The sequence below is a fragment of the Lewinella sp. JB7 genome, assembly GCF_024297185.1.
Lineage (GTDB): Bacteria > Bacteroidota > Bacteroidia > Chitinophagales > Saprospiraceae > Neolewinella.
In genome coordinates, this window is the sequence record NZ_JANCTD010000001.1 from 117,363 (window position 1) to 129,662 (window position 12,300).

Sequence of the window (12,300 nt, forward strand, 5' to 3'; positions counted from 1 at the left end):
CGTACAGATGATAGTCGAACAACGCAGAGAGGCGATCCCAACCGGGATCGCCTCTCCTGAATTTGTACTCCGTTGTATGGAGTCACGGCGGTGAATCGCGGGCTTACTTCACGTCGAAGCGGTCAGCATCCATCACCTTGGCCCAGGCCTTGGCGAAGTCATTGACGAACTTGTCGGAAGCATCGTCGGCGGCGTACACCTCGGCGAGCGCGCGCAGCTCCGAGTTGGAGCCGAAGATCAGATCCGCCCGGGTACCGGTGAACCTGGTCTCGCCCGTACGGCGATCCTTACCCGTGAAGGTGGTTTCGCTGTCGTCGTCGGCCGCCCACTTGGTGCTCAGGTCCAGGACGTTATTGAAGAAGTCCTGCGTCAGTTGTCCGGGACGATCCGTGAAGACTCCGTACTTGCTGTCGTCGTAGTTGAGTCCCAGCGCGCGCATACCGCCGACCAGGACGGTCATTTCGGGGGCGGTCAGGGTAAGTAGCTGAGCGCGGTCGACCAGCAGTTCCTCGCCGGTGGCGTTGATGGGATTGTTGCGGTTGATATAGTTCCGGAATCCGTCGGCGTATGGCTCGAGGGCTTCGAAGCTTTCGGCGTCCGTCTGGTCCTCGCGGGCATCCACGCGGCCGGGGGTAAAGGGTACCGTGGTGGTTTTACCGGCCTCCCGGGCGGCCCGCTCGATGGCAACGTTACCGCCGAGCACGATGAGGTCCGCCAGGGAAACCTGTTTGTTGCCCGACTGTCCGTCGTTGAAGTCGCGGCGTACGTTCGCCAGGGCATCGAGTACCTTCTTGAGCTGTTGCGGCTTATTGACCGCCCAGTTACGCTGGGGAGCGAAGCGGATGCGGGCACCGTTGGCGCCGCCCCGCTTATCGGAACCCCGGAAGGTAGCGGCGGAAGACCAGGCGGTGTACGCCAGCTCCTGTACGGAAAGGCCGGTCTCGGTGATCTTGTCCTTGAGCGTCTGTACGTCAGCGTCGTCGATCAGATCGTAGTCGCGCTCGGGGAGGGGGTCCTGCCAGAGCAGCTTTTCCTGGGGTACATCGGGGCCGAGGTAACGGCTCAGCGGACCCATGTCGCGGTGCACCAGCTTGTACCAGGCGCGGGCGAAGGCTTCCTTAAATTCCTCGTTGTTGTCACGGAACCGCTTCGAGATTTTCTCGTACGCGGGGTCGACCCGGAGCGCCAGGTCGGTGGTGAACATCGACGGGTGGTGCTTCTTGCCGGCATCGTGGGCGTCGGGGATCAGGTCCTGCCCCTCCCCGTTCTTGGGACGCCACTGCCAGGCACCGGCCGGGCTCTTGTAGAGTTCCCAGTCGTACTTGAACAGAAACTCGAAGTAGTCATTGCTCCACTGGGTGGGGGTGCGGGTCCAGGTTACCTCCAGTCCGGAAGTAATCGTGTGGGCACCGTGGCCGCTTTCGTAGCTGCTGTTCCAGCCCGTGCTCATGGCCGCGATGGGGGCGCCGGCGGGCTCGGCGGCGACGTACTTCTCGGGATCGGCGGCGCCGTGGGCCTTCCCGAAGGTGTGACCACCGGCAATGAGGGCAACGGTTTCCTCGTCGTTCATGGCCATACGGCCGAAAGTTTCGCGAATGTCGCGGGCGGCCTGCAGGGGATCGGGATTACTGTTCGGTCCCTCGGGGTTTACGTAGATGAGACCCATCTGCACGGCGGCGAGGGGGCTTTCCAGTTGGCGATCACCGGTGTAGCGCTCGTCTCCGAGCCACTCGCTTTCCTTACCCCAGTAAATATCGCTGGCGGGCTCCCAGACATCCTCGCGGCCACCGGCGAAACCGAAGGGTTTTACGCCCATGGTTTCGAGGGCCATGTTGCCGGTCAGGACCAGCAGGTCGGCCCAGCTGATCTTACGGCCGTACTTTTTCTTGATGGGCCACAGCAGCAGACGGGCCTTATCGAGGTTGGCGTTGTCGGGCCAGCTGTTGAGGGGGGCGAAGCGCTGATCACCCGATCCGGCGCCGCCGCGGCCGTCGGCAATACGGTAGGTACCGGCGCTGTGCCACGCCATGCGGATGAAGAAGGGGCCGTAGTGACCGAAATCGGCGGGCCACCAGTCCTGGGAATCGGTCATCAGATCGCGCAGATCCTGCTTCAGGGCCTCCAGGTCGAGGGTTTTAAATTCCTCGGCGTAGTTAAATCCTTCCCCCATGGGGTCGGTCTTTTCGGAGTGCTGCCGGAGGATCGACAGGTTGAGGGCGTTGGGCCACCAGTCGCGGTTGGAGGTGCCGGCGCTGGCGGTGGAGTGAGCACCGCTCAGAAAGGGACAGCTGCGGCTCGATTCGTTAACCTCCCAGACCTTCCCGTTGTCGTGATCGTGGTCCTGATTATGCGATTTTCCGTGGCTCTGGGCTTCCTTTTGAATACCCGAATTATTGGTCTCTGCCATGTTAGCTAACAATTATTGTGGGGGGCCGGACGGACCGACCGCGCGTGGATTAAAGTTCAGGCAGTAAAAGGGCTGGGCGCCCGCCATGGTTCAAAGGCACTATGAAAGCTTTGTGTAAAATTGGGCGGGAACGCAGGAGCAAGGGAATTCAGGTAAAGCCGTGGCTCCCGCGCGCCGCCGCCCCGAACATGCCGCACCGGGCCGGGTTGGGAGTTACACTTCAACCCACCAACCATGCACGACAAGAATCAAGCACCCACCCCCGACCGCAGCAGTAAGGACGAACACCTGGAATCCTACCGGAGCGACGCCAGCGGCCAACCCATGACCACCAACATGGGCCTCAAGATCAACGACGCCAACAACTCGCTCAAGGCGGGCGTAAGGGGAGCCACCCTGCTGGAAGATTTCATGCTGCGGGAGAAGATCAATCACTTCGACCACGAGCGGATCCCCGAACGGATCGTGCACGCCCGGGGAAGCGCGGCCCACGGGGTCTTCGAACTCTACGAAGCCATTCCGGAATTCACGAAGGCGGGAATCTTCAACGATACCTCGCGGAAAACCCCGGTATTTACCCGGTTCTCCACCGTGGCCGGCTCCAAGGGGTCGCCCGACCTGGCCCGCGACGTGCGCGGATTCGCCGTCAAGTTCTACACCGAGGAAGGGGTCTGGGACCTGGTCGGCAACAACATGCCGATCTTCTTTATTCAGGACGCGATGAAGTTTCCCGACCTCATCCACTCCGTCAAGCCGGAGCCGGACCGCGAAATCCCCCAGGCTGCCTCGGCCCACGATACCTTCTACGACTTCGTTTCGCTGACCCCCGAAACCCTGCACAACCACATCTGGGTGATGAGCGACCGCGCCATTCCCCGGAGTCTGCGCATGATGGAAGGCTTCGGTATCCACACCTTCCGCATGATCAACGACCGGGGGGAGGCCCACTTCGTCCGCTTCCACTGGAAGCCGGTACTGGGCGTCCACTCCGTGACCTGGGACGAAGCCGTGAAGATCAACGGTGCCGACCCCGACTTCCACCGCCGCGATCTCTGGGACGCGATCGACGCCGGCCAGTACCCCGAGTGGGAACTGGGCCTGCAGATCATTCCGGAGGCCGACGAGCATAAGTTCGAATTTGACCTGCTCGACGCTACCAAGCTGATTCCGGAAGAGATGGTGCCCGTAAAGATCGTTGGTAAGATGACCCTGAACCGGAACCCCGACAACTTCTTCGCCGAAACGGAGCAGGTGGCCTTTCTGCCCACTCACCTCGTACCCGGTCTGGACTTCAGCAACGACCCTCTGCTGCAGGGACGGCTGTTTTCCTACCGCGACACCCAACTGAGTCGCCTGGGCAGCGTGAACTTCGAGCAGATCCCGATCAACCAGTCGGTCACCGCCGCCCACAACAACCAGCGAGACGGCCACATGCAGATGCAGATCCCCAAGGGAAAGACCGCCTACTTCCCCAACACCCTCGGCGGCGGGTGCCCCTACCTCACGCAGATCTCGGAGGGCGCCTTCGAATCCTTCACCGAACGCATCGACGGGAACAAGATCCGGGCCCGGAGCGAAAGCTTCGTCGACTACTTCTCCCAACCTGCCCTTTTCTACCGGAGCCTGAAGGACTGGGAAAAGGCCCACGTGGCCGACGCCTACACCTTCGAACTGGGCAAGTGCACTTACAAGCACATCCAGCAGCGCATGTTGTGGATGATCAAGCAGATCGACGAAGCCCTGGCCAAGGAAGTGGCCGAAGGACTGGGAATGGACGTACCCGATACCATAGACCAACCCATTAACCAGGCCATCGGCGCCGATGCCGACGTGGAGAAGCAACAGCCGGGCGAAAAGAAGATCTACCTGGACAAATCCGCGGCGCTCAGCCAGACCCACCTGAAGTCCGATACCATCGCCACCCGGCAGATCGCCGTACTGGCGGCGGACGGCTTCGACGGCGACGACTTCACGGCCATGTCCGAGGCGCTGAAGGCCAAGAACGCCATGGTGAAGATCGTAGCGCCCCACGGCGGCACGATCACCTGCAGCAAGGGGCACGAGCACGAAGTCTTCGCGGCCATCATGACGACCGAGAGCGTACTCTTTGACGCGGTGTACGTACCCGGCGGAAAGCAATCGGTGGAAGCCCTGCTGAAAAAGGCGAAGTATAAGAAGTTTGTCAACGAAGCCTTCAAGCACTGTAAAGCCATTGCTACCGACGGTGCGGGAGAGAAACTGCTGGACGCCACCTTCGCGGGAGACCATAAGGATGACGCCGCCGTATTCGTGGACGGTAGCCCGAAGGACTTCATCAAGGCCATCGCCCAGCACCGGAACTACGACCGCATGGAGGTCGCTAAGATGGTGCCCGCCTAGCGTAGGCGGACGGCTACGTCCCGGAAAGCCCCCTGAAGAGCAGGCACCGCATACTGGTTGCGGTGCCTGCTCGTCGTTTCGGGAACACCGGCCCGGGCCGTTCGGGCGTCCATTCAGAACACGGCTGCTGCTGTTCGGAACATGCGACGCCAAAAATGAAATGATCGCCCGGAAATCGCATTACCTATGTGACATCGATAGCGAACGTTGTGAGAGACGTCGAATTTATCCGATAGTATTTTTGCTTGATTTGCATAGACACTATGGTTTCATAAAGCTTGACGTTGTGAGAGACGTGAATTTAACCGAGCCTGACTTTTTCGACACTATGAATATTGAAGCTTGACGTTGTGAGAGACGTTGATTGATATGAACAGCACTTGTTTTTACGGATTGCCTACCATAGCCCATACGTATACTGGCATTTACAGCATGCGTTCAAGAACTAATTGTTGGTGCGATCTTACAAACCCGGCCCCTGATGCGGCCGGGTTTTTTTGTGCCCGGTAAGTAGCTGATAATGAAGCCAGAATAGTCGTTCCCTCTGCTTGTCGGGCAAAACTGGTGCCGTTCAGAACACCGTAGTTACCCCTCAGAACATACGAACGTCAGGATGAAATTTAGGGCCGGAAATCGCCTTATCTATGTGACATGGATAGCGAACGTTGTGAGAGACGTCGATACCGATTAGCAATTTTAGTTGATTTGTTTTTTGACACTATGAATACTGAAGCTTGACGTTGTGAGAGACGTTGATTGATATGAACAGCACTTGTTTTTTATGGATTGCATACCATAGCCAATACGCATACTGGCATTTACAGCATGCGTTCAAGAACTAATTGTTGGTGCGATCTTATAAACCCGGCCCCCTGATGTGGTCGGGTTTTTTTTGTGCCCTGTCGGAAGCAATTATTATGCAGTCCCGGAGACGTAGATCCTCATGATATTAGCAGATGCACTATATGTACGCCGGGGAGGTTAGCTTTATGGAATGCGACATCTGATATTCACCCTGATCATCCTCTTGTTGGCTACGCTCAGCTGTTCCGGGCAGGAGCTTACGTACCGCGAAGTATTCGATGGCTACGTATTTACCAAAGACAGCGAGATCATCACTATGCGAGAAATGATCCGTGGTCAGGAAAGGGGATCGGAGCTAAACCGCCTGTTCAGAAGCGCGAACCGGAACAAGAACTGGGCGAACGTCCTTGCCTTATCCGGTGGCCTGGTCCTGGGGGCGGCCGTAGGGGATGCAATACGGAAAGACGACAGTGAGGAAAGCCTTAATCGGTGGCAGACGTACGTCGCCGGTGGCCTGCTGGTGGGTGTCACTTTCCCCCTGTCCGCTACGGCTGACAAGCGTGTACGGCAGGCGGTCGACCTCTACAACGCGGACCCCGCACTGGGAGATTCCCCATACCCCGTCCGACCGGAACTCCACTGGGGCGCTACTCGGGAAGGACTGGGGCTCGTCCTGCGCTTCTGATCCACGCTTGCACCCGCGCCCCGCCGCCGCCCTCAGGTTCCATGTCGGAATAAACCGGTAAATTATGATCGTAACTGCCCCGGTTGTTTGCTTCACACAAAACCAACCGATATGAAACCTTCATCCGTACTTTTTATACTGTGCCTCTTCCTGGTCCCGGGAACGGCGGCGCTCGCCCAGTCTCCGACGGAGCAACTGATCCAGGACTGGGAACGCGGAAAGGCCTTTACTCTCGAGTATCTGGAGGCAATGCCAGCCGAGCAGTACGATTTCAAACCCACTCCCGACATGCGGTCCTTCGCCCAGCAAATGCTCCACCTGGCGGACGGCATCTACGGTATCTCCTCGGCCGGCACCGGCGTGGACAGTCCGGTGGCTCAGGGAGAATCGGAAAAATCTTCGGATCACTCAAAGGAGAACGTAACCCGCATAGTCACGGAAGCCTACGATTTCGTACTCGCGAGCATCCGTGATATGGATCCCGCTACCCTTAGCGAACAGATCAACATGTTCGGTCGCTTCGACCTGAGTCGCGCCTCGGCCATCGACAAGGCCTTCGAGCACCAGACCCACCACCGCGGACAAACCACCGTCTACCTGCGACTCGCCGGCGTGGAGCCTCCGGGGGAGAAATTGTTTTAGATAAGCCTCGTCGGGGGAATTGGAATGGGAATGGGGATTTACAATTTACCATTTTCAATTTTCAATTTGCGGGGATGCTTGCTGCGCTCGTGTGCGTCGTCGGTCGGCACCTATACCATGCGGCAGCCCAATCGTACATGGTACATGAGAAACGGTACATGGTAAATCCCTTGATCCCGGCGTACTAACACCTCCCACGTGCGGCAGCTCAATTAAAAATTTCAAATTCTAAATTTAAAATTTCATCACCACTCCTTCCTCACCCGTCACGCCTATACCGTGCGGCAGCCAAATGGTACATGGTACATCAGAAATGGTACATGGTAAATCCCTACATCCCACGTGCGGCAGCCAATTAAAAATTTCACATCTTAAATTTAAAATTTCATCACCACTCCTTCTTCTTCCGAGACGTGGATCACCCGTTCCGGTACCGTCCGGTAGCCCGCATCTTCACTGGAGTTTTCGAGCCGCAATACTCCCCGGGGGCACACCGCCGCGCAGACGCCGCAACCGACGCAACTGGCCCGCACGATGTCCTGTCCCATCTGGGCGTAAGCACGCACGTCAATGCCCATTTCGCAGTAGGTGGAGCAGTTGCCGCAGCTGATGCACTGCCCACCGTTCGTGGTGATGCGGAACCGACTCTGGAAACGTTGAACCAGTCCCAGGTAGGCCGCCAACGGACAGCCGAAGCGGCACCAGACGCGATTGCCCATGAGGGGATAAAAACCCGTGCCCACGACGCCGGCAAATCCCGCGCCGATGAGGAAGCCGTACCATTTCTGGACCTTCCAGGTTTGAAAGCCAAGTAGACTTTCGGCACCGGTAAAGTAAGAATACAGCGTAAGGGCCGTCATCAGAATGGCCGCCACCAGCACGCCGTGGATGATCCAGCGCTCGAACTTCCAGGCGCGCAGGCTCTTGTCGCTGAGCTGCCGCCAGGGGTCACCCATGGTCTCGGCCAAGCCACCACAGCCACAGACCCAACTGCAGTACCACCGCTTGCCCACCAGATGCACCATGAGGGGTACGCCGACGATAACCAGAAAGATGCCCCACACTAACATGAAAGTGCCCAGGGCCCCGGCACTCTGGAACTGATCGAGCTGCCAGCCGAAGAAAAAATCGTAGTCGAGGGGCCAAATATTCTTGAGGTCCTGCTGGGGCTTGTTCAGCGCTCCGAGAATTTCGGGGATGATGAAGGCGAAGGCCGTCTGAAAAAACATCACGGAGAGTGTTCGGACGATCTGGTACTTATTGTGGCGGTACTTGGCGATCATGCGAACGCCCATCACCAGAATGATAAGGGTGTACAGCACGCCGTAAAGAAACCACTGGCTCGCCACGCCGCCGAATAAGCCCTGCTTGAGCGGATCGACCATCGTGATCCAGGGCGCGACGTGCTCCGGGGCCCAGTACAGCAGGACGTAGAAGCCGATCAGGTACGTCCCGGCGAAAATGCCGAGGTAGGCCGACAGTCCGGCCGGGTCCGCCGCGCGCGCCGGAGCATTGCGCCAGGAATGCTGCACGAACATCACCAGGCCGATGATCGCCAGTGCGGTCGCCGCCGTGACGGCCGGCCAGAACCAATCGCTGGCCATATACCGGATGCCGTAGCCGATGATGCCGACGGTCGTGACTCCCAGGAAGAAACTTCGCCACCCCAGATTAAGTCCTTTGGTCAACTGGGCGTGGTAGACATGGTCGTTCTTAATGCCCGCGTGCCCCCGAAATTTGGGCAAAATATACAGCAGGCCGCCGAGCAGACCCAGCCCGATGGTCAGTCCCAGGAAGAGTACGGGATTGTTCTTCACCGGCCCCCGCTCCGCCGCGGCGGTCAGGGCCGCCAGATTCTGCTTGAAGTAGATCGGATCGGAAAGGCGGATATCCCACTCGGAAACGCCTTCGGGGAGGGCATTCTCTTCCTGGAGCCGGTCTACCCGCTCGTTCACCCGCACTTTGGCCGCCTCGAATACTTCGCCGACCCTCGCGCTGAAACTGAAGCTGCTGCCGAAGGTGGTGCCGAAAAGCCCCCGCTCCCGCCCCGCTTCGCGGAAGGCATCGCCCTGAATTTCGTGGATCAGGCGCGCCTTCGGGTCGACATCGGTGACCGGCTCCTGGGCAGGTGCGTCGTCCGCCTGGACGCTGGTTCCGCCCGATGAGCCGGCGGAAACCGTAGAGGCCGCTTCGCCGTCTCCGTCCTGAACCGACCGTGGGTCCGGAGCCACCGTATCGATCAGGTCTTCCTCGCTGAGCTGGTACCGTTCCAGGCCCAGCATGGCCGTGAAGGTCAGCAGCGCCAGGACGAATAGTCCGAGTCCGATATACTGGAGCAGGGATTTTTGGGTGGTCTTACTGGGCATCAGGGGTAGCGGTTGCGCGCGGTGCGCGGCGTTTGAAATTAAGGAACTGCAGGGCGGCCTTCAGACCGCGCTTCTGGCGAAGCTGAAGCTGCTTGCCGGTTTGCCGGTTGTACAGCTCGACGACCTCCGCTTCGTACTCCTGGTAAAACTCGGGATCGAAGTTGGCCATCCCGAGCTGCTGGAGCACCTCCTCGACGTGGGTGCCGCGGGCGATCCACTTTTCGCAGACCTCGTGGCGGTAGCGGATGCCCATCAGGTTGAAGCCGACTACCCGACCGTCGCTTTCCTCGTAGTTGATGCGGACGGACTTTTCCCCGTCCGGGTGCTCCCAGTAGAGAGTAGTCAGCCCGTCGCGGCCGTGCGCCGGTACCTCGCCGTACACCTGGTACTCAATGTCGATGAACTTGGCGGAATTGAACCAGATGCCCGGATCGTAGGCTACCGGGCGACCGAGCAGGGTGTAGGCCACCGTCTCGCCCATGATGCGGCCGGTGTACCAGACCGCCTCGATGGCTTTGCGCCCGGGCCGGGGGTTGCGCACCTCCGCGCAGTCGCCGATGGCGTAGACGTCGGGGACAGAGGTTTGTAGGTAATCGTCGACCAGAATACCCTTACCGAGCTCGAGCTCCGCTACGTCCCGCAGAAAATCGATGTTGGGATGCACCCCGGCGGTGAGACCTACGTACTGGCACTCGATCCGTTCGCCCGTTTTGGTGGTGATGGCTCCCGCGGCCCCGCCCCCGTCGTCCTGAATTTCCGCAAGCTCCGTGTCGTGGCGCAGATTGATGCCGTGACTGACGATGTGACGGCTCACCATGCGGCTTTCCTCCGGCGGCAGGGCATTGCTCCAGTAACTTGATTCGCGCACCAGCAGGGATACGGGAATGTGCCGACTGTGCAGCATTTCGGCCAGTTCGATGCCGATGAGGCCGCCGCCCACCACGACGGCTGCCTTAATCTCGGGGGTGATCTCCTCCAGATTGTCCAGGTCCTGGGCGCTCACCATGCCGCTGACCCGCCGGAGGTCCTGTCCCGGCCAACCGAATTTATTGGGGCTGCTGCCGGTGGCCAGTACGAGCTTATCGTAGGCCAGGGTGCCACCGTCGCCGAAGTGCAGCACTTTTCCGTTCGTATCTACTCGTTCCACGTACCGCCGCAGGAGGTCAATGCGGTTCTTCTTCCAGAAAAAGGGTTCGTAGGGCATCAGATCTTCCCAGCGCTGGTGGCCCATGTATACGTACATGAGGGCGGTGCGGGAGAAGAAATAGTCCGATTCGGCGGAGATCATGGTGATTCGGACGTCATCGCTGAGTTTGCGCAGCCAGCGGGCGGCGGTCACTCCGGCGATACCGTTGCCGATGATGGCGACGTGCATAGTAACTGGGATAGGTAGTTCCACAAACTACGCCATCCGGGCAGAAGTGCGCGTTCGCCACCGTCCGTGCTGTCGCAAGCTTACATTTACGCCTATGCCCCACCGCTATTTCGTTCACCTGGCCTACCGCGGCACCCATTACCGGGGCTGGCAAAGACAATCCGGCAACACGGTAAGCGTGCAGGAAACGATCGAACGGGCGGTGACGCAGGTGCAGTCTTCGCCGGTGAAAGCAGTAGGATGCGGCAGGACCGACGCCGGCGTCCACGCCTCCGACTACTACCTACACTTCGACAGCGAGCAGCCCCTGCGCGACAACTGGCTCTTCATCGTCAACAAGCTCCTCCCCGACGATATCGTGCTCTACCGGGTGTGGGAGGTCGACTCCGGTGCCCACGTTCGCTACGACGCCCGGGAGCGCACCTACGACTACTTTATTCATACCCAGGCCGATCCCTTCCTGGCTCCGCTGAGTAGTTTGTACGAAATGGAAGGCTATGACTTCACGACTATGCAAGGAGCGTGCGCGTTGCTCACCGGCCACCACGATTTTCGCGCCTTCTGCCTGACGCCCGATCGCCACAATACCACCACTTGTGAGCTGCGCGAGGCCAGTCTGCACGACGAGGGGGAGGGCCGTTACCGATTCCGCTTCGTAGCCGATCGTTTTTTGCGGGGCATGATCCGGATCTTTGTCTTTCAGTTGTTGCGGGTGGGGCAGGGAAGGGTGACGCCGGAGGAGATAAAGCGTGCGCTCGAAACCGGCCAGCGACTGGGGGTGGGGCAGGCACGGCCGGAGGGCCTATTCCTCAGTAAGGTGGAGTACTGAGGCCGGGCGGTCAGCCGGCATCTTGGTCGGGAACATTCCGTTCGGTGGTCATTCCCGGTTCCGCGAATCCATCCAGATCGTGACCGGACCGTCATTAATGAGCTCGACCTGCATATCGGCCCCAAACTCACCGGTCTCCACCGGACGGCCGGATACTTCGGCCAGCCGTGCCACGAACCGCTCGTACAGCGGAATGGCCACCGGCGGCCCGGCACTGCGCGTAAAGCCCGGCCGGTTGCCTTTCTTCGTACTGGCGAAGAGGGTGAACTGGGATACGACCAGCAGGCCGCCGTCGGTGTCCGCTACACTGAGGTTCATCTTCCCCTCCGCGTCGCTGAAGATGCGCAGGCGGCTGATCTTTCCGCAGAGGTGCTCGATGTCTTCCGTGCCGTCAGCATCCTCGATGCCGAGCAGGACGAGGAGGCCGGGGCCGATCTGGCCGGAAACCTCCCCGGCAATCGTTACGGAGGCCCGGCTGACACGTTGAATAAGGATACGCATGGCGGCAAGGTACGAACGTGCAAAAAGCCCGGACTGCATACAGCAGCCGGGCTTAAAATTTTGCAACCTTCCGGGAGTTAATCCGGTGGTATCAGTTACTTCTTGTAGGTATCGTCGCTGACGGTCAGCTTATAGCGACCCTTAGCACGACGGCGGGCCAGCAGCTTGCGGCCATTTTTGGTTGACATACGGGAACGGAAGCCGTGCTTGTTGACGCGCTTACGCTTGGAGGGCTGGAATGTCCTTTTCATCTTCTATATTTTTCGGGGCACGCGAGACCGGGCCGGAGGTTCTGCAAAAGTCGGGCAAAGG

Annotated in this window: 9 protein-coding genes; 4 read left to right on the forward strand and 5 right to left on the reverse strand. The window is 59.4% G+C overall.

Annotation, left to right across the window (positions count from 1 at the left end):
• Nucleotides 1-103 precede the first annotated feature (103 nt).
• The gene (gene katG, locus NMA52_RS00450; RefSeq protein WP_254825657.1) at nt 104-2,407 is read right to left on the reverse strand and encodes a catalase/peroxidase HPI; all 2,304 of its coding nucleotides are present in this window, start codon (nt 2,405-2,407) and stop codon (nt 104-106) included.
• Nucleotides 2,408-2,641: 234 nt separating this feature from the next.
• Between katG and NMA52_RS00455 the strand changes: the two genes are divergently transcribed.
• From NMA52_RS00455 to NMA52_RS00465, 3 genes are all read left to right on the forward strand, one after another.
• The gene (locus NMA52_RS00455; protein WP_254825658.1) at nt 2,642-4,786 is read left to right on the forward strand and encodes a catalase; all 2,145 of its coding nucleotides are present in this window, start codon (nt 2,642-2,644) and stop codon (nt 4,784-4,786) included.
• 994 nt (nt 4,787-5,780) lie between these two features.
• A complete protein-coding gene (locus NMA52_RS00460) occupies nt 5,781-6,275 on the forward strand; it encodes a hypothetical protein (protein ID WP_254825659.1) in 495 nt (164 codons plus the stop codon).
• A gap of 111 nt (nt 6,276-6,386) precedes the next feature.
• Nucleotides 6,387-6,917 (forward strand): DinB family protein, encoded by a 531-nt coding sequence (locus NMA52_RS00465; RefSeq protein WP_254825660.1) that lies wholly within the window; start codon nt 6,387-6,389, stop codon nt 6,915-6,917.
• 377 nt (nt 6,918-7,294) lie between these two features.
• Here NMA52_RS00465 and NMA52_RS00470 read toward each other — a convergent pair whose 3' ends face one another.
• Nucleotides 7,295-9,283, reverse strand: a complete 1,989-nt coding sequence (locus NMA52_RS00470) for a 4Fe-4S binding protein (protein ID WP_254825661.1) — start codon at nt 9,281-9,283, stop codon at nt 7,295-7,297.
• Nucleotides 9,273-10,658, reverse strand: coding sequence for an NAD(P)/FAD-dependent oxidoreductase (locus tag NMA52_RS00475; RefSeq protein WP_254825662.1), 1,386 nt, complete (start codon nt 10,656-10,658; stop codon nt 9,273-9,275). Before NMA52_RS00475 ends, NMA52_RS00470 begins: the two co-directional genes overlap by 11 nt.
• Before the next feature lie 94 nt (nt 10,659-10,752).
• On the opposite strand from NMA52_RS00475, the gene truA reads away from it, so the two are divergent.
• Complete coding sequence (truA, locus tag NMA52_RS00480; protein WP_254825663.1) at nt 10,753-11,487, forward strand: tRNA pseudouridine(38-40) synthase TruA; 735 nt, start codon at nt 10,753-10,755, stop codon at nt 11,485-11,487.
• A gap of 48 nt (nt 11,488-11,535) precedes the next feature.
• Here truA and dtd read toward each other — a convergent pair whose 3' ends face one another.
• Both dtd and rpmH read right to left on the reverse strand, forming a co-directional pair.
• Nucleotides 11,536-11,988 carry a D-aminoacyl-tRNA deacylase gene (dtd, locus tag NMA52_RS00485; RefSeq protein WP_254825664.1) on the reverse strand — a complete coding sequence of 151 codons (453 nt, stop codon included), beginning with the start codon at nt 11,986-11,988 and terminating at the stop codon, nt 11,536-11,538.
• A 95-nt stretch (nt 11,989-12,083) separates the two neighbouring features.
• Nucleotides 12,084-12,239 (reverse strand): 50S ribosomal protein L34, encoded by a 156-nt coding sequence (gene rpmH, locus NMA52_RS00490; RefSeq protein WP_183495167.1) that lies wholly within the window; start codon nt 12,237-12,239, stop codon nt 12,084-12,086.
• Nucleotides 12,240-12,300: the final 61 nt, after the last annotated feature.